Origin of the sequence: Amycolatopsis sp. cg13, assembly GCF_041346965.1 — a bacterium.
Classification (GTDB): domain Bacteria; phylum Actinomycetota; class Actinomycetes; order Mycobacteriales; family Pseudonocardiaceae; genus Amycolatopsis.
Genome location: NZ_CP166848.1, coordinates 6,661,778 through 6,683,492 on the forward strand (window position 1 = coordinate 6,661,778; position 21,715 = coordinate 6,683,492).

Annotated in this window: 20 protein-coding genes; 10 read left to right on the plus strand and 10 right to left on the minus strand. The window is 69.5% G+C overall.

Annotation, left to right across the window (positions count from 1 at the left end; genetic code table 11):
• Window positions 1–2,007 carry an MFS transporter gene (locus AB5I40_RS31175; protein ID WP_370933800.1) on the minus strand — a complete coding sequence of 669 codons (2,007 nt, stop codon included), beginning with the start codon at window positions 2,005–2,007 and terminating at the stop codon, window positions 1–3.
• 38 nt (window positions 2,008–2,045) lie between these two features.
• A complete protein-coding gene (locus AB5I40_RS31180) occupies window positions 2,046–2,819 on the minus strand; it encodes a glutaminyl-peptide cyclotransferase (protein WP_370933801.1) in 774 nt (257 codons plus the stop codon).
• A 51-nt stretch (window positions 2,820–2,870) separates the two neighbouring features.
• Between AB5I40_RS31180 and AB5I40_RS31185 the strand changes: the two genes are divergently transcribed.
• Window positions 2,871–4,277: a DUF3027 domain-containing protein gene (locus AB5I40_RS31185; protein WP_370933802.1), complete on the plus strand. Its 1,407-nt coding sequence runs from the start codon at window positions 2,871–2,873 to the stop codon at window positions 4,275–4,277.
• Window positions 4,274–7,066, plus strand: a complete 2,793-nt coding sequence (locus AB5I40_RS31190; protein WP_370933803.1) for a sacsin N-terminal ATP-binding-like domain-containing protein — start codon at window positions 4,274–4,276, stop codon at window positions 7,064–7,066. The genes AB5I40_RS31185 and AB5I40_RS31190 overlap by 4 nt, the downstream gene beginning before the upstream one ends.
• Window positions 7,067–7,115: 49 nt before the next feature.
• Here the strand turns inward: AB5I40_RS31190 and AB5I40_RS31195 are convergent, their stop codons facing one another.
• Window positions 7,116–7,343: a DUF2530 domain-containing protein gene (locus tag AB5I40_RS31195; protein WP_037361579.1), complete on the minus strand. Its 228-nt coding sequence runs from the start codon at window positions 7,341–7,343 to the stop codon at window positions 7,116–7,118.
• 83 nt (window positions 7,344–7,426) lie between these two features.
• Here AB5I40_RS31195 and AB5I40_RS31200 point away from each other — a divergent pair, with 83 nt between their 5' ends.
• The 3 genes from AB5I40_RS31200 (at window position 7,427) to AB5I40_RS31210 (ending at window position 10,801) form a co-directional block, all read left to right on the plus strand.
• Window positions 7,427–8,890, plus strand: a complete 1,464-nt coding sequence (locus AB5I40_RS31200) for an NCS2 family permease (RefSeq protein ID WP_370933804.1) — start codon at window positions 7,427–7,429, stop codon at window positions 8,888–8,890.
• Between the two features lie 43 nt (window positions 8,891–8,933).
• A complete protein-coding gene (locus tag AB5I40_RS31205) occupies window positions 8,934–9,365 on the plus strand; it encodes a MarR family winged helix-turn-helix transcriptional regulator (RefSeq protein ID WP_009083883.1) in 432 nt (143 codons plus the stop codon).
• A 179-nt stretch (window positions 9,366–9,544) separates the two neighbouring features.
• Window positions 9,545–10,801: an MFS transporter gene (locus AB5I40_RS31210; protein ID WP_370933805.1), complete on the plus strand. Its 1,257-nt coding sequence runs from the start codon at window positions 9,545–9,547 to the stop codon at window positions 10,799–10,801.
• A 293-nt stretch (window positions 10,802–11,094) separates the two neighbouring features.
• On the opposite strand, the gene AB5I40_RS31215 is transcribed toward AB5I40_RS31210, so the two are convergent.
• The 5 genes from AB5I40_RS31215 to AB5I40_RS31235 all read right to left on the minus strand — a co-directional run bounded on the left by AB5I40_RS31215 (window position 11,095) and on the right by AB5I40_RS31235 (window position 15,638).
• Entirely contained in the window at window positions 11,095–11,901 is an 807-nt protein-coding gene (locus AB5I40_RS31215) for an arylamine N-acetyltransferase (protein ID WP_370933806.1), read from the minus strand.
• A gap of 94 nt (window positions 11,902–11,995) precedes the next feature.
• On the minus strand, window positions 11,996–12,619 hold the full coding sequence (locus AB5I40_RS31220; RefSeq protein ID WP_237599121.1) for a superoxide dismutase: 624 nt from the start codon (window positions 12,617–12,619) through the stop codon (window positions 11,996–11,998).
• A gap of 114 nt (window positions 12,620–12,733) precedes the next feature.
• Entirely contained in the window at window positions 12,734–13,408 is a 675-nt protein-coding gene (locus AB5I40_RS31225) for a heme oxygenase (biliverdin-producing) (RefSeq protein WP_370933807.1), read from the minus strand.
• Window positions 13,409–13,486: 78 nt separating this feature from the next.
• Window positions 13,487–14,089, minus strand: a complete 603-nt coding sequence (locus AB5I40_RS31230; RefSeq protein ID WP_370933808.1) for a TetR/AcrR family transcriptional regulator — start codon at window positions 14,087–14,089, stop codon at window positions 13,487–13,489.
• 52 nt (window positions 14,090–14,141) lie between these two features.
• Entirely contained in the window at window positions 14,142–15,638 is a 1,497-nt protein-coding gene (locus AB5I40_RS31235; protein WP_370933809.1) for a glutamate-cysteine ligase family protein, read from the minus strand.
• A 217-nt stretch (window positions 15,639–15,855) separates the two neighbouring features.
• On the opposite strand from AB5I40_RS31235, the gene AB5I40_RS31240 reads away from it, so the two are divergent.
• Genes AB5I40_RS31240 through AB5I40_RS31250 form a run of 3 tightly spaced genes read left to right on the plus strand, consistent with a single transcriptional unit; the run spans window position 15,856 to window position 17,672 of the window.
• On the plus strand, window positions 15,856–16,677 hold the full coding sequence (locus AB5I40_RS31240) for a TrmH family RNA methyltransferase (RefSeq protein ID WP_370933810.1): 822 nt from the start codon (window positions 15,856–15,858) through the stop codon (window positions 16,675–16,677).
• Between the two features lie 32 nt (window positions 16,678–16,709).
• Window positions 16,710–17,300: a DUF2537 domain-containing protein gene (locus AB5I40_RS31245; protein ID WP_370933811.1), complete on the plus strand. Its 591-nt coding sequence runs from the start codon at window positions 16,710–16,712 to the stop codon at window positions 17,298–17,300.
• 18 nt (window positions 17,301–17,318) lie between these two features.
• Entirely contained in the window at window positions 17,319–17,672 is a 354-nt protein-coding gene (locus AB5I40_RS31250) for an MmcQ/YjbR family DNA-binding protein (RefSeq protein WP_370933812.1), read from the plus strand.
• Window positions 17,673–18,283: 611 nt separating this feature from the next.
• Here the strand turns inward: AB5I40_RS31250 and sepH are convergent.
• Window positions 18,284–19,120 carry a septation protein SepH gene (sepH, locus tag AB5I40_RS31255; RefSeq protein ID WP_344288370.1) on the minus strand — a complete coding sequence of 279 codons (837 nt, stop codon included), beginning with the start codon at window positions 19,118–19,120 and terminating at the stop codon, window positions 18,284–18,286.
• Window positions 19,121–19,369: 249 nt separating this feature from the next.
• Window positions 19,370–20,494 (minus strand): phosphoserine transaminase, encoded by a 1,125-nt coding sequence (serC, locus tag AB5I40_RS31260; RefSeq protein WP_370933813.1) that lies wholly within the window; start codon window positions 20,492–20,494, stop codon window positions 19,370–19,372.
• A gap of 67 nt (window positions 20,495–20,561) precedes the next feature.
• Here serC and AB5I40_RS31265 point away from each other — a divergent pair, with 67 nt between their 5' ends.
• Both AB5I40_RS31265 and AB5I40_RS31270 read left to right on the plus strand, forming a co-directional pair.
• Window positions 20,562–21,389, plus strand: a complete 828-nt coding sequence (locus AB5I40_RS31265) for a hypothetical protein (protein ID WP_370933814.1) — start codon at window positions 20,562–20,564, stop codon at window positions 21,387–21,389.
• A 166-nt stretch (window positions 21,390–21,555) separates the two neighbouring features.
• Window positions 21,556–21,714 (plus strand): hypothetical protein, encoded by a 159-nt coding sequence (locus tag AB5I40_RS31270; RefSeq protein WP_370933815.1) that lies wholly within the window; start codon window positions 21,556–21,558, stop codon window positions 21,712–21,714.
• Window position 21,715: the final 1 nt, after the last annotated feature.

The following is a 21,715-nucleotide window of genomic DNA, read 5'->3' on the forward strand; positions in this document are numbered from 1 at the left end:
TTACCGGCGGCCTCGCGCGGGCCCCGGAGCGGGGAAGCTGCCGGTCGGCTCTGGGCGCAATGGGCGATTGCCGCCGAGGCCGGGCAGGAGCGAACCGCCGCGCTGCACCAGGAACGTCTGTGCCAGGCCGACTGCCAGCAACAGCGTCACGGTCAGGAAGCCGATCCAGTACGTCGGCGGCAGCAGCAGCCCCACCGCGCCGCCGAAGCACCACGACAGCTGCAGCACCGTCTCCGAACGCCCGAACGCCGACGCGCGCGACTGTTCCGGCAGATCCTCCTGGATCACCGCGTCGAGGCTGATCTTCGCCAGCGCACTGGCCGTCGCGCCGATGAGGCCGACGATCGCCGCTGTGGCGAGGCCGGGCAGCAGCGTCGCGATCAACGTCGTCACGACACACGCCGCCACACAGGCCACGATCACCTGGTCCGCCGAACCGAAGTGCAGCCGCGACCCCAGCGCGTTGCCGACGAATCCGCCGACGCCCGCCGCGGCGCCGATGATGCCCAGCAACAGCAGCTGCACGAACGGGCTGTGCCCGGCGTGCTCGGTCTGCGCCTTCACCGCGAAGGCGGCGAACATCATCAGGAACCCGGTCAGCACGCGGACAGAACCGTTGCCCCACAAGGCAACGACGATGTGCCGTCCCATCGGCTGGCGCTGCCGCTTCTGTTTCGGCTCCGGCCGCGCGGACAGCGACGTCGGGACCTCGCCCTCGGTCACCTCGACCCACGACGGGATCCGCATCGACTGCACGGCCGCGGCCACGCAGATCGCGGCGGTGAACCACAGCGCGCCGGAAGAGTTGGTGAGGCCGCTCACGCCGCTGGCCAGCGCGCCGAACGCGCCGCCCGCGATCAGGCCGAACACGGTGATCCGCGCGTTGGTCTTCGACAGCGTGATCTCCGGCGGCACCACGCGCGGCGTGACCGCGGCCTTCAGCACGGTGAACGACTTCGACAGCACCATCATCCCGAGCGCCGCCGGGTACAGCAGCCAGTCGTCGAAGTGCAGCGCCATCACCACGGCCATCAGGCCCTGCCCGAGCGACGACACGCACATCGCCAGCCGGCGGCCGCGCTGGATCCGGTCCAGCGCCGGGCCGATCACCGGCGCGACGAGCGCGAACGGCGCGATCGTGATCAGCAGATACAGCGCGACCTTGCCCTTGCTCTCGCCGCTGGTCGCGGCGAAGAACAGCGTGTTGGCCAGCGCGATCGCCATCGCGGCGTCGCTGGCGTAGTTCAGCATCACCGCGTACATCAGCGAGGTGAGACCGGACTTGTCCGCGCCGTCCGCCTTGGTGGCGCGCTGGAACGCGCCGACCGCCCGTCCGCTCAGCTGACGGCTGCGCAGCGCGGCGACCCGCGTGACGGTGAGCTTCTTCGGCAGTTTCGGAACCGACCCCGCACCGGCGACCGCGCTGGTGTTGAAGGCCTCGTCCTGCTCGTCCTCGACCCGGGGTTCGCCCGCGTAACCGCCGGTGTCGTAGTGCTCGTAACCGGCGCTCCCGGGACGGTCGTCGTACGGCCGCGGGTGGCCGGGCTCGGTGCGGTGCTCGCGCGGCGGATACGGCCGGGCGCCGCGCGGGGGCGGTGGCGGACGGTGTCCCATCGGGACCGCGCCGGTGGGCGCTTCTTCGGCGTTCGGGTGGAACGGCGGCGCGTCGTCGTAGAACGCGCTGCGCGGCTCCGGCCGTCCGGGATAGCCGCGGGGAGGACGTTGATCGACGTGCTCGGTCCGCGGTTCGGCCGGGCGGCCGCGCGGCGGTTCGGGCGGGATGCGCTCCGGCCGGGCCCTCGGCGGCTCCGGCGCGTACTGCGGCGGAGCCTGGCGAACGCGCTGGTCAACGGACTGATCGACCCGGGTCGGCGGGGAGTCGCGCCATGACCGGGCCTGCGCCGCGCCGGGCTCGGGAGTCCAGCGGCGCTTCTTCTTCCCACGGCCTTTGCCCGACTGCCCGCCGAGGGGGCTGTCGGAACCGGAGCGCGAGCTGAAGAGTGCCACGGTTCAATCCTGCCTCATCGGGGTCCCGCCCCGCCCGCTCACGTGCCGGTTCGCTGATTTTCCGGGACGAACTTCACGCGGAACGACGACGGCCACAGCTTCCCGGTGAGGAGGAATTCGTCCGTGCCGGGGATCGCGGCGATGCCGTTCAGCACGTCCTCGCCGGGCCGGGTCGGCGTGCGGAGCCTGCCCGCGTCGATCTTCGCGGTGATCCGTCCGGTATTCGCGTCGATGCGCAGAATGGTGCCGGTCTGCCAAACGTTTGCGTAGACGGAGTCGCCGACGCACTCCAGTTCGTTCAGCTGGTCCTGGCCGACCTCGACGGAACCGGTGACCGCAAACGTTTGCGGATCACGGAACGTGAGCTGCGACGACCCATTGCTCATCACCAGCCGCCCGTTGGGCTGGTGGCAGAGACCCCAGCCCTCGCCGTCGTAATGGACGCGCCGCAGTTCGGCGAGCGTCTGGGAGTCGCGCTCGATGGCGATTCCGTCGCGCCAGGTCAGCTGCCACAGCTTCGGCCCGAGCACGGTGATGCCCTCGGCGAACAACGGCGAGGGAACTGTCACCTGTTTGGCTGGAGTTCCGCCGGCCGGGCCAGCGGTGAGTGAGGACTGCCCTTCGAGGCCGCGGCTCTCGTAGAGCGTGCTGCCGGAGTACTCGAGCCCTTCGGTGAAGGCGGTCGAGTCGTGCGGCAGCGTCCCGAGCACCTGGACGGTGAGCCGTTCGGGCTGGGCGGGCGTGGCTTGAGTGCCCGCGCATCCGCCGAGCAGGGCAGCGGCCACCAGGGGCCAGACGATCCGGGTTCGCACGAGGAACAGCCTGGCACGGGCGGCGCGGATGCGTGCGGCACAATTGGGGGTATGACGCTGCTGTTGACCCTGGACGACGGCTCTCTCCACCGGAAGCTCGCGGACGCCGTGGCGGTCGCGCGGGAGGCCGTGCTGGCGGAAGCCCCCGCTGAACAGGTCGGCGAGCACGTCGGGGTGGAGCGCGAGGACGCGGTTTCCGCGAGCCACCTTTTCGAGGCGTCGGTGCCCGGGTACCGGGGCTGGCGCTGGTCGGTCACCGTCGCGGTGGCCGGACCGGACGAGCCGGTCACGGTGAGCGAACTGGTGCTGCAGCCAGGCCCGGAGGCCTTGGTCGCGCCCGCTTGGGTGCCGTGGGAGCAGCGGGTGCGGGCGGGCGACCTCGGCGTCGGCGACCTGTTCCCCGCGGACAAAGACGACCCGCGCCTCTCGCCCGCGTACCTCCAGTCGGACGACCCGGCCGTCGAGGAAGCGGCCCACGAGGTCGGCCTCGGCCGGGTGCAGGTCCTCTCGCGCTACGGCCGGGCGGACGCGGCCGCCCGCTGGCACAGCGGCGAGTTCGGCCCGCGCTCGGACATGGCCCGGAGCGCGCCCGCGACCTGCGGGACCTGTGGTTTCTTCGTGCCGCTGGCGGGTTCGCTGCGCGGTGCGTTCGGTGCGTGCACGAACGACATCGCGCCCGCGGACGGGCATGTCGTGGACGTGGCGTACGGGTGCGGGGCGCACTCGGAGGTGCGGGTCGAGGTGACCTCCTCGGTCCCGGTCGCGGAACTGGTTTACGACGATTCGCTGATCGACTTCACGCCGGTTCCGGAGGCGGCTCCGGAGCCGGAGGTTGTGGCGGACCCGGTCGTGGTGGAGGAAGCGGCGGCTGCTGCGGCTGAGGAGACGGCCACGGTGGCGGCGGTGGAGCCCGAGGCGGCTGCGGAAGTGGCTGTCGAGGAGGCTGCGGCTTCGGAGGCAGCTTCGGACGAGGTCGAGACTTCGGACGCGACTGAAACTTCGGACGCGGTTGAGCCGGTTGCGGCGGAAGCCGGGACTGAGGTTGCGGCCGAGGAGTCGGCTGCCGCTGAGCCGGTCGCCGCGGAGACCGTGACGACGGATGCAGCCGCAGAGGCAGCGGCTGACGTGCCCGCCGAGCAGGTTGCCCCCGAGGTTGCGGCCGAGGAGCCGGTGGAGAACACGGTGGCCGAGCCGGTTGCGGAGTCGGCGGCGGACACCGCCGCCGAGCCGGCTGCGGCGGAGACCGCGACGACGGATGCAGCTGCGGACACCACGGCTGACGTGCCCGCCGAGACCGTTCCTGAGGCTGCGGGCGAGGCACCGGTCGAGGGTTCGGCGGCGGGTACTGCTGCTGAGGTTGTCGTCGAGTCGGTCACGCCGGACGCTGCTCCGGCCGACGGCGAAGAGAACTCCGAGCAGCAGCACGGCGACTCCGACGGGAGCGATGTCCTCCGGTGAGCGAAGTCGCTGGGGGAGCGGCTGATCCGTTCGGGACAGTCCGTCTGCGGGAAGCGGTCCTGAGCGCCTGGCGCGATTCGCCCACCCGCTTCATCGAGGACACCAACTCCGAGCGCGACCTTCGCGTCGGCGCGTATCGCGATCGGCTGTTCGTCGAGCTTGCACAGAATGCCGCCGACGCCGCGCAGATCGCGGGTGAACCGGGGCGGATCCGGGTGTCCGTTGTGGACGGTGAGTTGCGGTTCGCGAACACCGGTGCGCCGTTGGACGTCCGCGGGGTCGAATCGCTGGCTTCGTTGCGGGCGTCGGCCAAGGAAGGGACCGTCGGGCGGTTCGGCGTCGGGTTCGCGGCCGTTCTCACCGTCACTGACGAGCCTCGAGTCGTCTCTACTTCCGGTGGGGTTGCGTTTTCGGCGCAGCGCACGCGGGAGGAATCCGGGCGGGACGGCGACGTTCCAGTCTTGCGGCTGCCGTTTCCCATCGCGGAGCAGCCGAGCGACGGGTTTGTCACCGAGGTGCGGTTGCCGCTCAAGGAATCCGGGGCCGAGCTGCTCGACGGGCTGGCGAACGAGATCGAGGATCTCTTGCTCGCTCTGCCGTGGCTCGCTGAGGCCGAAGTGGACGGTCGCAAGTGGACTCGGAGCGGCGAGGAGATCGTCGAGATCACTTCGCCGAGCGGGCACCAGCGCTGGCTGAAGCACGGCGTCTGGGCGGTTCCGGTTGATGCCGAAGGGGTTCCGCGGCCGCTTGAGGAAGATTTGCTGCACGCGCCGACGCCGACCGACGAGGGGCTTTCGCTTCCGGCTCGGTTGATCGCGGAAGTGCCGTTGGAACCATCTCGGCGGCGGGTGCTTCCCGGAGAAGAGCTCACTCGCGCGTTGGAGAAGGCGGCGAGCGAGTATGTCGAGCTGGTCAGGGCGGTAAAGGCAGAGCATCGGCCAGCTTTGGTTCCTGCGGCGGGATTTCCGCAGTCCACTGTGGACGCGAAGCTGAAAGAGCTGGTGTACGCCGAGCTCGCGCGGAAGCCGTGGCTGGCCACAGTGGACGGTCAGGAAGTTTCCGGCCAGCAGGCTCGGGTGCTCGATGTCGACGGGCTGGCTCCGTTGCTGGCGGACGTCATCCCCGGGCTGGTCGAGGCGAATCCTCGACTGCTCAAGCCGGTGTCCGCGAACATCCTCGGCATCGGCGACGTTCTTGAAGTCCTGACTGGCATCGACCGCGAGCCCGAATGGTGGCAGCAGCTGTACGCCGCGCTGGCGGTCGCGGTCGAAAGCCACGCGCTCAGCGCGAATCAGCTGGACGGGCTGCCGGTTCCGTTGTCGGACGGGCGGACGTTGCCGGGCGTCAAGGGTGCACTGCTCGTCGACGGCAGCAGCGAGCTTCGCGAACTGCTGTCCGATGTGGACGTTCCGGGACTTCGGCTGGTGCATCCGGGTGCGGTGCATCAATTGCTGGAACTGTTGGGGGCCAAGCACGCTGACGCACAGCAGCTGCTCGAAGCGGAACAACTGCAGTACGCGGTAGAGCACAGTGTCACCGACGTTCAGTCCGGTTTGGACGGAATGAACCTCGCCGGTGCGGTGCTTCGGCTGGTCGCGGATTGCGGCAACCAGGCACCGGAGTGGATCGGGGCGCTCGCGCTTCCCTCGGAGGACGGCTGGCGACGCGCGGACGATCTGATGCTGCCGACGTCGCCGTTGCTGGAAGTGATCGACCCCGAGGTGTTCGAGCCCGGTGGCGCGCTTTCCGTGCTGGACGAGGAATTCGCGGAGGACTGGCCGACCGAAACGCTCGTCGCGGCGAAGGTGCTCGACTCGTTCGCGGTCGTACTGGACGAGGAGCCGCACGAACCCGATCATCACCTGCCGGACGAAGAGCAGTGGTGGGATTCGTTCGAGCAGCCGCCGACGACGGTGGTGTCCATTCGGGACCTTGACCTCGTCGCGGACGACGCTTGGCCCGACGCGCTCCGGCTGATCGCGGCGCGTCCGGAAACGTGGCAGGCGCTGCACAGCCCGGACGGCCACGCGGGGTGGTGGCTCGCGCGCTACGCCCTGCTGGCCGGGGAAGCGCCCGGCGCGTGGCGGCTCGCTTCGGCGACCGCGCTGGCGGGGCTCTATGACGCGGTGCCGGATCTTGAGCTGAGCGACGATCTGCTCCGCGCGGTAGGTGTCCGGACCGGGCTGGATTTGGAGACCGCGGAAGACGTCACCGATCTGCTCGAAAGGCTCGGCGATCCGCAACGCACGCCGACGCCGGGTCTGGTCGCCCGTGCGCACGCGGCGTTGGTGGCCGCGCCGATAGCCGTGTCCGACGTCGACGCGCCAGCGCGAGTCCGTGCGGCGGACGGGAGCGTCGTCGAGGAAGCCGTAGTCCTGGACGTGCCGTGGGTCGCGGCGGCGCTCGAACCGGCGAGGATCATCGTCGCGCCGGTCGAGCCGGAGCGGTTGGCGGAGCTCCTCGACGTCCCGGTCGCGAGCAGCCTCAAGGCCGAGGTCGAGAGCACCGGCGAGTACGTCGCGTGGGCGGATCTGCCTGCCCTCGCGCTGGCGGCGGATCAGCTCGGCATCCCGCTGCCGGACGGCGGCGTGCTGCTGCACGATCCGCTCACCGTGTCGGTCGACGGCGAAACGGCCGAGGTGCCGTGGTGGTCCGACGACCGGCTGCACGCGGCCGACACGTCCGAGGGGCTGGCGCGCGCCTTCGCCTGGGCGAGCGAGCACTGGGGCGAGCGCTACCGCATCACCGCGCTGCTGGAAGACCCCGCACCGCGCACGATGCTGAACTGACGTCGTGAGTGACAAGGCCGGTTAGAACCGGCCTAAACACGCACGACCGTCAGAGCCGCTGCGCCGACTTGGACCCGCGCCGAGCCGCCGCGCGCTGCCAGAAAATGATCCCGAATCCGATGAACCCGAGCGCGATCCCGGCGATACACGTCTGTAACCACACGCCCCCGCTGGTGAAGAAGAGCACCACGAGCGCGACAAGCCAGAGCGCAGTACCTACGATCACCACCGGCGTCAGGTCGGTGAGCCGCTTCGGCAGGTCCGGCGTGTGCCGCAAGGCGGCCGGAGCGTCCGGGGCACTGGTCGGTTCGTCCACGGACCAGAGTTTACCCGGACGGAAACAGCGAGACAGGCGGGGAAATGGCGGAGCAGCGCGAACGGGCCGGGTCCACTCTGGACCGCTTCTTCCGGATCAGCGAACGCGGGTCGAGCACCGGACGGGAGATCCGCGGCGGCGTGGTCACGTTCGTGACGATGGCCTACATCGTGGTCCTCAACCCGCTGATCATCGGCAGTTTCGCGGCGGACACCCCGTCCGCGCACAAGGACGTCCTCGGCCACATCCTCCCGGTGCCGCAGGTCGCGGCGGTGACCGCGCTGGTCGCCGGCGTGCTGACGATCCTGATGGGCCTCGTCGCGAACTATCCGTTCGGCATCGCCACCGGGCTCGGCATCAACAGCCTGCTCGCGGTCACCATCGCGCCGCAGATGAGCTGGCCGGAGGCGATGGGCCTGGTGGTCATCGAGGGCGTGATCATCGTCCTGCTCGTGCTCACCGGCTTCCGCACCGCGGTGTTCCGCGCCGTGCCGCCCGCGCTCAAATCGGCGATCGCGGTCGGCATCGGGCTGTTCATCTGCCTGATCGGACTGGTCGACGCCGGGTTCGTGCGCCGGCTGCCGGACGACGCGCACACCACGGTTCCGGTCGGGCTCGGCATCGGCGGTTCCATCGCCTCGTGGCCGACCGCGGTGTTCGTCGTCGGTCTGCTGCTCACCGCGGTGCTCGTGGCCAAGCGCGTCAAGGGCGCGATCCTGATCGGGGTGCTCGGCTCGACGGTGCTGGCGATCGTGGTCGAGGCGATCGTGAAGGCCGGACCGTCGAACGGCACTGACCCGAAGGGCTGGAACCTCGGCTACCCGGCGCTGCCGAGCAAGGTTGTCGGCCTCCCGGACCTGTCGCTGGTCGGCGACGTGTCGTTCGGCGCGTGGACCCGGCTGCCGATCATCACCGTGGTGCTGCTGGTCTTCACACTTGTCCTCGCCGACTTCTTCGACGCCATGGGCACGATGACCGGCCTCGGCAAGGAAGCGGGTCTGGTCGGCAAGGACGGCCAGTTGCCGAACGTCGGCAAGGCGCTGTTCGTCGAAGGCCTCGCGGGCGCGGCCGGCGGCTTCGGCTCGGCCAGCTCGAACACGGTCTTCGTGGAATCCGCGTCCGGCATCGCGGAGGGCGCGCGGACCGGCCTGGCGAACGTCGTCACCGGCCTGCTGTTCATCGCTGCGATGTTCCTGACCCCGCTCTACCAGGTGGTTCCGGTCGAGGCGGCCGCTCCGGCGCTGGTCGTGGTCGGCGCGCTGATGATGGCGCAGGTCCGCGACATCGACTTCACCGATTTCAAGATCGCGCTGCCCGCGTTCCTGACGATCGTGGTCATGCCGTTCACCTACTCGATCGCCAACGGCATCGGCGCCGGATTCGTCAGCTACGTCGTGATCCAGGCGGTCACCGGCAAGGCGAAGAAGGTGCACCCGCTCATGTGGGTGATCGCGGTCGCGTTCATCGCGTACTTCGCAGTCGGTCCGATCGAGGCCGCACTCAGCTGACCGGCGTAAACACCGGGCGCAGGTCGTGAGGTATGCTAACTATATGTCCGGCGACCCGCACGAGCGTTCCTTGGCGAGCCGCTTGCGTCTCGCGGTGGTGCGGCTCAACCGCAGGCTCCGGGCACAGCGGGTGGCTGACGACGTGTCGCTCACGCAGATCGCGGCGTTGTCCACCCTGCACAAGTGCGGTCCGCTGACCCCAGGTCAGCTCGCCGCGAAGGAAGGCGTCCAGCCGCCCTCGATGACGAGGGTCATCGCCGCGCTCGAGGAGATGGGGTTCGTCGAGCGCAGGCCGCACCCGACTGACGGCCGCCAAGCCATCGTCGAGCTGTCCGACGACGGGCTCGCGTTCGTGCGCAAGGCCATCTCGGTGCGGGAGGCGTGGCTGGACCGGCAACTGGCCGAACTCGGCGAGGAGGAGCTCGAAGTGCTCTCCCGAGCCGCGGAGATCATCGACAGGATGGCGGGGAACTAGCACAGGTGACCACCACGGGTAGCGAAACAGGATGTCCGGCCCAATCCACTGCTACCCGGGACACGGCACCGCCGCCGTCCGGTTCCGCTCCACCCGGCCCCCGTTCCGCAGCGGCCGGGAAATCGTCTTCCGCCGCTGAGACCACCACGGAATCTCCGGAGACCAAGTCCCGCCGCACGATGTTTTCGTCGCTGCGCGTGCGGAACTACCGGCTGTTCTTCAGCGGCCAGGTGATCTCGAACATCGGCACCTGGATGCAGCGCATCGCCCAGGACTGGCTGGTGTTCACGCTGTCGGGCAACGATCCGGTGGCGCTCGGCGTCGCGGTCGCGCTGCAGTTCATCCCGACGCTGCTGCTGTCGCTGTGGGCGGGCGTGCTCGCCGACCGCGTCGACAAGCGCAAGCTGCTGATGCTCATCCAGGCAGTGAACTGCCTGCAGGCGGTGCTGCTCGGCGTGCTCGACCTGACCGGCGTGGCCCAGCTGTGGCACGTCTACCTGCTCTGCGTGATGCTCGGGACGACCTCGGCGATCGAGGTGCCGACGAGGCAGTCGTTCGTCGCCGAGATGGTCGGCCGCGACCAGGTGGCGAACGCGGTCGCGCTGAACTCGTCGATCTTCAACATGGCGCGCATCGTCGGACCGGCCATCGCCGGCTTCGCGATCACCTGGGTCGGCACCGGCTGGCTGTTCATCGCGAACGCGGCGAGCACGCTCGCGGTGATCACCGGGGTCGCGCTGATGAACCCGGCGAAGCTGTTCCGCGGCCCGGCGATCCCGCGCGCCAAGGGCCAGCTGCTGGAAGGCCTGCGCTACGTGCGCGGACGGCCGGATCTGGTGACCGTCATGGTGCTGATGTTCTTCGTCAGCACGTTCGGCATCACCTACTTCACGTCGCTGCCGATCGTCGCCGCGAACGTCTTCCACACCCAAGCCGACGGCTACGGCCTGCTGTCGACGCTCGTCGCGGTCGGCACTTTCACCGGCGCGCTGGCATCGGCGAGGCGTGGGGTGAAGAGCCAGCCGAGGGTGCGGTTGATGCTGGTGTCGGCGGCGCTGCTCGGGGTGTTCGAGTTCGCGACCGCGTTCATGCCGACGTACCTGGCGTTCGGGATCGGGCTGATCCCGCTCGGCTTCGCCACGATCACCTTCCTGAACACGGCGAACGCGCTGGTGCAGACGTCGGTGTCGCCGGAGATGCGCGGCCGCGTGATGGGCATTTACGTGCTGGTGCTGATCGGCGGAAACCCGATCGGCGGGCCGATGACCGGCTGGATGGCCGACGCGTTCGGCGGCCGGTCGCCGTTCTACATCGGCGGCGCGATTTCGGCGATCGCGGCGGTGGTGTGCGCGGTGGTCCTGATCCGGCGCGGCGGCGTCCGGCTGCCCCGGCGGCTCGGCAACGGCCTGCGGATTCTGCCTCGGGAACGGGTCTGACCTGCGGTAATGGCTGTCAGAGGCAGCGGAGGCCGCCGAAAGTTGTCACTCGGGCGGGTGAGACTGAGGTCTCCGCTGGGACGGTCTTGCTTCCGTTGATGAGGTTAGGCTAACCTCATACATGTCCGCTTCGTGGTGGGAGCGGCAGTCAGTTCGGGAACGGACAGAGCCCCGCAACCTGGGAACCCCGGGATGCGGGGCTCTGTTCATGGTCAGGGGGCAGGGCGGATTGGGCAAGAGGGTCCAGCGGGTGGGTCGTGAGTGTTCATCACGGTTCTAACCGCGACAAACACTCACGACGTCGCCAGCGCGTCGCCGGAGGCCCCGAGCGGATGCTCGCCCGGCCGCACCGGCAACCGGCGCAGCCGCAGGCCGAAGTACACGTGATACGCCAATCGCACGGCCTCGTCGTTCGGCAGCAGCACCTCGTGACGCACGCCGTCCACCGTCTCGATCAGCCGGTCGCCGGACAGCGTCACCCGGCCTTGGGCGGTCGGGCGGGAACAGGTCAGGGTCTGCGTGAAGTGCGACTGCGGCGACGTCGACTGCCACCACGCCATCGGTCCGAAGTCCGACAGCTGCCGCGGGCGGCGCTCAAGGCGGTACTCGGGCTTGCCGTCGCGCAGGACGTCCACGTCGCCGTACGGGGCGTCCAGGAGGAGGAAGTCGCCCTCTGGGTCGCTCTGCGGCTCGACCGCGGACAGCGCCAGCGGCTGCCGGCTGAACTTGCCGAAGCCGACGTCGACCAGGTACTGCTCGTCGTCGAGCTGGACGAGGATGGCGGCGTGGTCCAGCGGCGGGCCGGGCACGCCGGCGTCGTTGAAGACGCGAGCCGCGTGCAGCGTCGCGGCGAAGCCCAGCTCTCGCAGCAGGGCGACGAAAAGACCGTTCAGCTCGTAGCAAAATCCGCCGCGCCGGCGGCGCACGAGCTTGTCGAAGAGTGCTTCTTCAGTGAGTTCGACGGGTTCCCCGAGGTGCACGCTCAGGTTCTCGAACGGGACGTGCATCAGGTGACGTTCCTGCAGTTGGCGCAGCGCGGCCAGGTCTGCCGCCGGAGGCACCGGCAGGTCCAGGCGAGCGAGATAGGCGTCGACGTCCATGGGTTCCACTCTCACACCTCCAGTGCACTCCAGGTCAAGCGAAATAACAGGGGCCCGGCCATGGCGAGGCCGGGCCCCTGTGGCGCCGCAGGCCTCAGCCGAGCAGGAGGCCGTTGCCGCCGGCGACGGCGTTGTCGAAGCGCTTGCTGATCTCGGCCCAGTTGAAGATGTTCCACAGGGCGTTGACGTAGTCCGGCTTCACGTTCTTGTAGTCCAGGTAGAACGCGTGCTCCCACACGTCGACCAGCAGGATCGGCGTGGTCGGCAGGATCAGGTTGTTGTGGTGGTCGCGCAGCTGCTGGGTGATCAGCGTCTTGCCGATCGGGTCCCACGACAGCGCGCCCCAGCCGTTGCCCTGGATCGTGGTCGACACCGCGGTGAACTGGGCCTTGAACTTGTCGAAGGACCCGAACGCCTCGTCGATCGCCGCCGCCAGCTCGCCGGTCGGCTTGTCCCCGCCCTCCGGCGACAGGATCTTCCACCACACCACGTGGTTGGCGTGCCCGGCCAGGTTGAACGCCAGCGTCGTCTCCAGGCCCACGATCGAGCCGAAATCGCCCGCCTCGCGCGCGGCGGCGAGCTTGTCCAGCGTGTCGTTCGCGCCCTTGACGTAGGTCGCGTGGTGCTTGCTGTGGTGCAGCTCGTTGATCTCGCCCGAAATGTAGGGCGCGAGAGCGCCGTAGTCGTAATCGAGTTCGGGCAGCTCGTACCGGGCCATGGGCCCTCCTTCTGGTCGACGCGCGGTTTTGCTTGGCGGCTTCCCGTGCGGGAGCCTTCTGAAACCGAGCGTCGTACTTCAAGTTAGGTGGAGGTCAACCCGCTGTGACCCGGGTCATGCGGAGGGATCGCGGTACCGTTCGAGGTCGCGGGCCAGTTCGTCGAACACCGCCACGTTGTGCTCGAACGCGACCACGGATTCGTCGATCACCCGGGCGCGGTCGTGCTCGCTCCACGGCGCCTCGTCGAGCTTCGCGCGGTAGCGGTCGCGGAACGCGGGGGCGCTGCCGATCTCGTCGAAGCGGTAGAAGAGCGTGCCCGCCTCGGCGACGTCGAACTTCTTCTCCAGCAGCCGCCGGATGATCTGGCCACCGGCGATGTCGCCGAGGTAACGCGTGTAGTGGTGCGCCACGAAGCCGCCGGACCAGCGCGACGCCTCGGCGATCCGCGCGGTGTAGGCCTCGGTGGCGGCGAGCGGGGCGATCTCGGTGCGCCAGCCGGGGCCGACCAATCGGGCGAGGTCGCGTTCCAGCGCGGGCAACCGGCGCAGCTCCTCGAACACGAACTCGCCGCCGACCGGGTCGCCTGCCATCGCGTCGCCGGCGCGCTCGATGGCCTGGTAGATGAAGTAGTACTGGGTGGCGAGCGCCGCGTAGCCCGCCAGCGTCAGCTCGCCGCCGAGCAGCGCGTTCATGTACGTGGAGTGGTTGGCCTTGTCGTGCACTGTCCTCGTGGACGCGCGCAGCTGTCCGGAGAACGGGCTGGCTTCGAGGTCCGCGGTCACCGTCATCAAAGGCCTCCGACGTTCTTTATGACAAGCTGTCAGAAAGAACTGTAGGCCACAACCCGCACTTAGGCTACCCTAAAATCAGCCGTTTTCACTCGAACCGACCGCCCGGCGGACGAACCGCACGGCGGCTTCAATGGCGTCTTCCAGCTGGTCAGCGGGCACATCGATGACCTGGCGGCTGCCGAGCGCGGCGGTGATCATCGGGACCACCACGTCGAGGTCCTGCGCGGGCCAGCTGCCCGCGTCGACTCCGGCGAGCAGTACCGAGCGCAGTTGTTCGATGATCGGGTCGGCGTGCGCGCTGATCCGCTGATACGCCGCGGGCGCGAGCGCGGACTCCAGCGCGGTGCCCGGCGGGAGATGGTGTTCGGCGAGCACGCGCAGCTGCAGCCGGACGAACGTGGCCAGCTGGGCGACCGGGTCGCCTTCGGCGTCCACCGCCGCGCGCAACCGCTCGACGTACCGCGCGGCCTCGTCCTCCACGAAGGCGACGAGCAGGCTTTCCTTGTCCGGGAAGTGGTTGTACATCGCGGTGCGGCCAAGCCCGGCCTCCGCGGCGACGCCGGCGAGCGTGATCGCGTCGAACCCGCGCTCGTACAGCTGCGCGCGGACGACGTCGAACACTCGTGACCGCACTTCGCGGCGGTGCGCTTCGAGCGAACCGCCCAGCACCTTCGGCACGCGCGCCACCCCCTTCCGGTGCGAAACACTCTAGGGGACCGCGCGAAACGGCTCAGTCGTCGAGCGTCCAGGTGTGCACCGGCTCGCCTTCCGCGGAGAGTTCGAGGTATCGCCGCAGCATCCAGTTCAGCGCGGTTTCGCGGTCGGCTCCGCGTTCGTGCGCGCGCAGCACGTAGTCCCGCTGCCAGGTCGCGCCGCTGCGGCGGGCGAGGCATCGGCGTTCGATGATGCCGAGGTAGCGCACCCGAGCCTCGTCGGAGACGTCCGACCGGCGCAGGCCCTCGTGGGCCAGCGGCAGCAGCACGCGCAACGCCAGCTCGTCCGGCGGAATCCAGCCGATGCCGGGCCAGTACAGCTGCGCGTCGAAACCCTTGCGCGCGCCTTCGTACAGGTTTTCTTCCGCTGCCTGGAACGACATTTGCGACCAGACCGGCCGCTCCTGCTCGGCCAGTGCGCGTTGTGCGCCGTAGAAAAACGCCGCGTTGGCCACCATGTCGGCGACCGTCGGGCCGGCGGGCAGCACGCGGTTTTCGATGCGAAGGTGGGGCAGGCCGTCGACGACGTCGTACACCGGCCGGTTCCATCGCCAAATCGTTCCGTTGTGCAGCCGCAGTTCGGAAAGTTTCGGCGCCTGCCCGGATTCCAGCGCCTCGATCGGGTCCTCGAGATCAGTCTCCGGCAGCAGTCCGGGGAAATAGCGGACGTTTTCCTCGAACAGGTCGAAGATCGACGTGATCCATCGTTCGCCGAACCACACGCGCGGCCGGACGCCCTGGTTTTTCAGCTCCTCCGGCCGGGTGTCGGTGGCCTGCTGGAACAACGGGATCCGGGTTTCGTGCCACAGCGCCTTGCCCAGCAGGAAAGGAGAGTTCGCGGCGATCGCGATCTGCACGCCGGCCAGGCATTGCGCGGCATTCCAGTGCGCCGCGAATTCCTCGGGGGCCACCTGCAGATGTAATTGGACCGAAGTACAGGCGGCCTCCGGGAGAATGGACTCCGCGTAGTGCCGCAGTCGTTCCGGCTGGGTCCCGGGCAGCGCGGGCCCGTCCATCGCGAGCGCGATCCGCTCGCCGCGCGCGGCGAAAATCTCGTCATTCAGCGACGAATAGCGCGTTTTGTGGGAAAGCCACTTTTGGTCGAAGTGTTCCGGCCGCAGCGTCGGAAGAACGCCGATCATGGCCACCGTCGAGCCGGTGTGGGCCGCGCTTTCCCCGGCTTTCGCGAGGTAGGCGTGCAGGTCTTCTTCCAGCTGCAGCGCGGAATCCCCGGCGAGCGGGCGCGGGGGAACGTTGAGTTCCAGGTTGTGCTGGCCGAGTTCGGTGGTGAACGCGTCGTCGTCGAGCGCCTCCAGCACGACCGAGTTCGTCATCGACGGACGCAGCTGCCCGTCCACCAGATTCAGCTCGACTTCGAGGCCGATGTTCTTGCGGGGAAAGGAAAAACTGCCGTCGGTGAGCATCCGCGCCAGGGTGTCCAGGCATCGCTGGACCTTCCGGCGGTACCGTCCGCGGTCAAGCCGGCCGGGGTGTGCCGAGAGATCCGTACCCATTGTTCGACGCGCTCCTTGGCTGCTGTCCGCAGTGGTCTGGGCGGCTAGTACGCCAGGCAGACCACCGTCGCACAGCGGGTGGCGATGGGCTAGCGGCCAAACTGGTGCTCTCCGTCACCGGAGGTTGACCCTGCGCGTAACTACGCCGTTTGCCCTAAAGCTCCTCGCGCGTTCGGACCAATGGGCACGGGTTCGGGCGGGTGCGAGACTGTCCGATGTGGCTCAACTGATCTTCACCGAGGACCGGGCGCATCCGGGGCTCGACGACTTCCGCGACCTGTCCACAGCGGACCGTCGCCCGGACCGCCCCGGCGGGCGCGGGCTGGTGATCGCCGAAGGAACCGTCGTGGTCGGACGGCTGCTTGCTTCGCGCTATCCGGTGCGAGCGCTGCTCGGCGTGGAGAGACGGCTGCGGGAACTGGAAAACGAACTCGCGGCCGTCGACGTGCCCGCGTACGTGACGTCGGCGGAGACGATGGCCGACGTGGTCGGGTTCCACCTCAATCGCGGCGTGCTCGCGGTCGCGGACCGCCCGGAACCGCCGACGGTCTCCCAAATCGTGGACAGCGCACAGGTTTTGGCGGTGCTCGAAGGCGTCGGCGACCACGAAAACCTCGGCGCGCTGTTCCGCAACGCGGCCGCGCTCGGCGTCGGCGGGATCTTGCTGGGTCCAGGGTGTTCGGATCCTCTTTACCGGCGCAGTGTGCGGGTTTCGATGGGACACGTGCTGCGCGTCCCGTTCGCGACTTTCGACAGCTGGCCCGGCGGGCTGGATGTGCTGCGGGCACGGGGTTTCACGGTGGCCGCGCTCACGCCGCGGGCGGATTCCGTGCCGCTGCGCGGATTGCGCGAGAAGGTGCCGGGCCCGGTCGCGCTGCTGCTCGGCGCGGAGGGACCGGGTCTGACCGACGAGGCGATCGAGGCCGCGGACGTCGCGGTCCGCGTGGAGATGGTGCCCGGCGTCGACTCGCTGAATGTCGCCACGGCCGCGGCGATCGCGTTCCACGAAGTCTCGGCGGGGGCCGCCCCACTAGAGTGACCCCCGGCACGTTTCTTGCGGGGAGGGGCACCATGGAGCTGCGGATCCGCGGCGAGCAGGCGGTGCTGGCCGGGCCGGGCGGCGAACACGCGCGCGAGGTCGACCCGCGCCGGCTCGCGATCGGCGCCGACCTGGCGCAGGACCTGCACGAGTGGGCGCGCGTCGCGTCGGCGGTGACGCGTTCCGAGGCAGACGCCGACGCCGCCGGCTCGGTCGTGTCGCAGCGCGGCCGCCAGCTTGCTGCGCGCTTGGCCGCGGTGATGGGCACCGAGGTGCGCTTTGTCGACCCGGTGACCGGGACGGAGACGGTGGTCGAGCCGCCGCCGCGGCCGGATCAGCCCGCGCGGGCCGCGACTCCGGAGGAGCCGACGCCTTGGTCCACCGGGCTGACGGTCTCGGCTTTCGCGGCTGTTGTGGTGATCGTGGCGATGCTCGCCCTGGCCGGGACGCTCGCGCGGGAGACGAGTACGTGGCTCGCGTTGATCGCGTCCCTGGTGGTGACCGGCGGGGTTGCGCCGTCGTTGTGGCTGGGCCGGAAGGTGCCGATCCTGCGCTGGGCGGTGTACGGCGCGGGTGGCGGGTTGGTGCTCGCGTGGATTGGCGTGCTGGCCACGGTGTTCTGACTCGCGGATACTGACCCGATGGCTCCGCTCGACAAGCTGCGCGCCCTCTGCCTCGCCCTGCCCGAAACCACCGAACGGCTCAGCCACGGCGAACCGACGTGGTTCATTCGCGGGCGCAAGACGTTCGTGATGTTCGCCGACCGGCACCACGACGACAAGGTCGCGTTCTGGTGCCCCGCGCCGCCCGGGGTGCAGGAGGAATTGGTGCGTACCGAGCCGGAGCGGTTTTTCCGGCCGCCCTACGTCGGGGTGCACGGGTGGCTCGGGGTGCGGCTCGACGTGGATGTTGATTGGGCGGAGATCGACCAGATCGTGCGTGAGGCTTATCGGCACGTGGCCCCTAAGAAACTGGCCGCCCTGCTGGACGCGTGATCCCAGCTCGCGCCCGAGGTCCGTGAGGGGAACCCTGAGGGAATCAGATTCCCTCAGGGTTCCCCTCACGGGCTTCTGCGGAAGCGACGCCATCGCGGCCCGGCTCGTCAGCGGGTGCTCCGCATCGCCCCGGCGAGCATCGCGACCGCGAACCCGTCGCACGCCCGCGCTACGACGAAAGCCCCAATGCCGCATTGGGTGCGTGGGATGCGCCGAATGCGGCATTGGGTGCGTGGGATGCGCCGAATGCGGCATTGGGTGCGTGGGATGCGCCGAATGCGGCATTGGGTGCGTGGGATGCACCGAATGCCGCATTGGGTGCGTGGGACGCGCCGAATGCCGCATTGGGTGCGTGGGACGCGCCGAATGCCGCATTGGGTGCGTGGGATGCGCCGAATGCCGCATTGGGTGCGTGGGATGCGCCGAATGCCGCATTGGGTGCGTGGGATGCGCCGAATGCCGCATTGGGTGCGTGGGATGCGCCGAATGCCGCATTGGGTGCGTGGGATGCGCCGAATGCCGCATTGGGTGCGTGGGATGCACCGAATGCCGCATTGGGTGCGTCGGACGCACCGAACGCCACATTGGGGCGCTTGAAGCGGTCCAGGCGGTCAGCCGCGCTGGGTGCGGACTCCGAGCAGCACGTCCTCCCAGGACGGCACGATCGGATGGTTCTTCTTCGCCTTCGTGCGCGGCTGCTCGGCTTCGTCGCCGTCGGACTCGCCCGGGACGCGCGGGATCTCGCGGGTCTCGTCGTCGCCCTCGTCCGGGCCCTCGATGGCGCGCGGTTCCTCGACGGCGTCGAGGGTCGGCTGCACCACCGAATCGCGAGCGGGAGCCAGCGCGCGCACGGTGCGCGGGGCCACGTACGAGTTCGGGTTCAGCAGGACTTCCGCGTTCTCGTCGAGCGCGTGCACCGTTCCGCCGTGTGCGCCGGGCGAGAACGACCAGTGCGCGCGGTTGTCGGAGCGGCCGGCTTTCCAGCGCAGCACGACGACCCACTTGCCGTCGTCGCCGCGCCAGGCGTCCCAGCTTGCCTGGTTGTAGTCGTGCCCGCGGACGCCGAAGGCGTAGGCGATGACCTCGCCGAGCGTCTGGACGTCGGGCCCGTCCTCGCGGACCGGGTGCGCCGACTGCGCGAGCTCCGCCGTGCGGGACCGTTCGAGCAGCACCGGATAAGCGAATCGCTCCACCCGCTGCGTCGAGACGCCCGCGCTGCTCGCGACCTGCTCGACGGACTCGCCCGCGCGGATTCGCGCCTGGATCTCGCGTGGCCGCATCTGGCTCTCCAACTCGATCTCGATCTGGCCCAGCCGGGCTATGTCCCCCCTTGCCGCCGCACGCAGTCGCTCGTCGGCCGGGAGCAGGAAGCGGGTACGGCTCGCCGGGTCCTCCAGCACGAGGGACTTCCCGTCCTCGTGCAGCCCGACCACCCGCAACGCCCGCATTTCTCGCCTCCCCGGTGTTCACCTTTGTGGGTGCCCACGTTAGAACGGCGCGTCGGCTTGACGTGCGAGGCGCGCCGACACCTCACCCATCCGAACTCAATCCGACGACACTTTCCCGGCCATTTTCGTGGTCCCGCTGATCGGTTACCGCCGTGACACGCCGACCACGGTGTGTCACGAACGAGTGGTCGTCAACGCGAACCGCCCCGCGAGCCGGGCGGCAGGCGGGGCGGTTTGGGCGGTTTTCGTTCAGCCCAGGCGTTCCACGACGTATTCGATGCTCTGGGTGAGCTTCGTGACATCGTCCGGGTCGATCGCCGGGAACAGGCCGACGCGCAGCTGGTTGCGGCCCAGCTTCCGGTACGGCTCGGTGTCGACGATCCCGTTGGCGCGCAACGCCTTCGCGACAGCGGCCGCGTCGACCTCGTCGGCGAAGTCGACCGTGCCGACCACCTGCGAGCGCAGCTCCGGGTTCGCCACGAACGGCGTGGTGTACGAGGTCTTCTCGGCCCATTCGTACAGCCGGGTCGAGGATTCCTTAGTGCGCGAGGTGGTCCAGTCGAGGCCGCCCTGGCCGTTCATCCACTCGATCTGCTCGGCGAGCAGGAAAAGCGTGGAGACGGCGGGGGTGTTGTAGGTCTGGTCCTTGCGCGAGTTGTCGAGCGCCGTGGTGAGCGACAGGAATTCGGGGATCCAGCGGTCGCCGCCGCCGATCTCGCCGATCCGCTCGATCGCGGCGGGCGAGGCGAGCGCGATCCACAGCCCGCCGTCGGACGCGAACGACTTCTGCGGCGCGAAGTAGTAGACGTCGAAGTCCTCGGCCTTGACCGGAAGGCCGCCGGCGCCGGACGTCGCGTCGATCGCGACCAGCGCGCCGTCACTGCCCTCGGGACGCCGCACCGGCACCGCGACACCGGTGGAGGTTTCGTTGTGCGCCCAGCCGACGAGGTCCGCGCCCTGCTGATAGGCGATTTCCGGCGCGCTGCCCGGGTCGGCCTTCACCACGATCGACTCGCCGAGGAACGGGGCCTTGTTCGTGACGGTCGCGAACTTCGAAGAGAACTCGCCGTAGGTGAAGTGCTGGGCGCGCTCGCGCACGAGGCCGAACGCGGCGGCGTCCCAGAACGCGGTCGTCCCGCCGTTGCCGAGGATGACCTCGTAGCCGTCCGGGAGCGAGAACAGCTCGGACAGCCCGGCGCGCACGCGGCCGACGAGCGACTTGACCGGCTTCTGCCGGTGCGAGGTGCCGAGGTAGGTGGAACCGGACCGGGCGAGGGCGGCGAGCTGCTCTTCGCGGACCTTCGAGGGTCCGCAGCCGAAGCGGCCGTCGGCCGGCTTGAGGTCTGCTGGGATCGTCAACTCAGCGTCGGTCATGAGCTAAGTCTCTCAGGTCGGGACAACGCAGGTAACGGCGGTTGGCGGGTGTCCGACATGTGGAATCGTGACGGAAACGCACGGTTACCGGCCGCGCTGGGGGTGGGTTGCGCTCTTCGCCTTGACGGCGTTGGTGCACCCGTGGGACTCGACTGCGCTGATCGGCCTTCCGGTCGGGCTGGCCGCGACGCTGGTGCTGGTTTTCGTGCCGCGTTGGCCGCGGTGGTCGCTCCCGCGGCGGCTGGCCGCGCCCGCGGTGTTCGGGCTTTCGGTCGCTCTCGCTGGGCTGTTCGCCGGAGCCTTGGTCGTGGAGCCGCCGGACTCGGGCGAGATCGGCTCGGCGGTTTTCGTGCTGGCCGCCGCGTTCGTCATCGGCTCGTTGTGGTGGTGGCGGCCGTGGAGCCGACCGGCGCGGGTGCGGCCGAAGGGACCACTGCGCGAGGTCCGCGCGAGACTCGACGGGGACACCACTCAGTGGGATTACGGCCAGGAGCCGCCGAGCCTGCTGCGGGTCACGGTTCGTCCGCGCGGTTACCTGACGCTGCTCGCCTGCCCGCCGGAGCAGGCGCGCGAACTCCGCCGGACCGGACGGCTGCGGCTGGACGAGCCGGACGCGCGAGGCCGGGTCGCGGTGGAGATCGGCGGGATGCGAACGCCGGGGAGCCGTTGCCGGAGCCGCATACGGGAGACTCAGGAGGCGGTGCCTGCTGCTTCTAGAGCGCGGTTCTCGGCGGCTGCTTCTCGGGGCATCGCGCTGGAAGCCGCGCGGCCCTCACGCGTGGGAGACGGCGCAGCCCCGCCCAGGTTTCTGGACGGGGCTGCGTTGTTTTTGGACGGGGTTGCGTTCTTGCGTCCCGGAGCAGGTTGTCCACACCCGTCACCGGTTGTGGAGTAGCCGGCCTCCGCACGCTCTACGCGCCGGTTTCGTCGGGTCGCGCCGGTAGAATGGGCATGGGCAGCCCCCCAGAGGAGGGCGGGGGTGGGCTCGGCCCAGCCAGGCCGCGGACAGAGCAAAACTGGGGTGGGCTTGGCCCAGGCCTTGGAAGCGCGGGCTGGTGGGGATGGCGTCGAGCACCAGCGGTTGTGGAACGTCGTGGCCGGGCGAGGTGCCGGTGGGCCTGCCCGGTCAGGGTTTCTACGCGAAGGCGTGGTTGTCCCCGGCCGGGCGAGCGCCTGACCTGGACGCCGAAGAACCCGACGTCCAGGCCGAAGCGGGGTGAC

Coding starts and splice junctions, on each gene's coding strand:
- AB5I40_RS31200 (WP_370933804.1), top strand. CDS start 7,427: ATGGCGGAGCAGCGCGAACGGGCCGGGTCCACTCTGGACCGCTTCTTC.
- AB5I40_RS31235 (WP_370933809.1), bottom strand. CDS start 15,638: ATGGGTACGGATCTCTCGGCACACCCCGGCCGGCTTGACCGCGGACGG.
- sepH (WP_344288370.1), bottom strand. CDS start 19,120: ATGCGGGCGTTGCGGGTGGTCGGGCTGCACGAGGACGGGAAGTCCCTC.
- AB5I40_RS31225 (WP_370933807.1), bottom strand. CDS start 13,408: ATGACGGTGACCGCGGACCTCGAAGCCAGCCCGTTCTCCGGACAGCTG.
- AB5I40_RS31270 (WP_370933815.1), top strand. CDS start 21,556: ATGGCGTCGAGCACCAGCGGTTGTGGAACGTCGTGGCCGGGCGAGGTG.
- AB5I40_RS31220 (WP_237599121.1), bottom strand. CDS start 12,619: ATGGCCCGGTACGAGCTGCCCGAACTCGATTACGACTACGGCGCTCTC.
- AB5I40_RS31215 (WP_370933806.1), bottom strand. CDS start 11,901: ATGGACGTCGACGCCTATCTCGCTCGCCTGGACCTGCCGGTGCCTCCG.
- AB5I40_RS31185 (WP_370933802.1), top strand. CDS start 2,871: ATGACGCTGCTGTTGACCCTGGACGACGGCTCTCTCCACCGGAAGCTC.
- AB5I40_RS31205 (WP_009083883.1), top strand. CDS start 8,934: ATGTCCGGCGACCCGCACGAGCGTTCCTTGGCGAGCCGCTTGCGTCTC.
- AB5I40_RS31250 (WP_370933812.1), top strand. CDS start 17,319: ATGGCTCCGCTCGACAAGCTGCGCGCCCTCTGCCTCGCCCTGCCCGAA.
- serC (WP_370933813.1), bottom strand. CDS start 20,494: ATGACCGACGCTGAGTTGACGATCCCAGCAGACCTCAAGCCGGCCGAC.
- AB5I40_RS31210 (WP_370933805.1), top strand. CDS start 9,545: ATGTTTTCGTCGCTGCGCGTGCGGAACTACCGGCTGTTCTTCAGCGGC.
- AB5I40_RS31245 (WP_370933811.1), top strand. CDS start 16,710: ATGGAGCTGCGGATCCGCGGCGAGCAGGCGGTGCTGGCCGGGCCGGGC.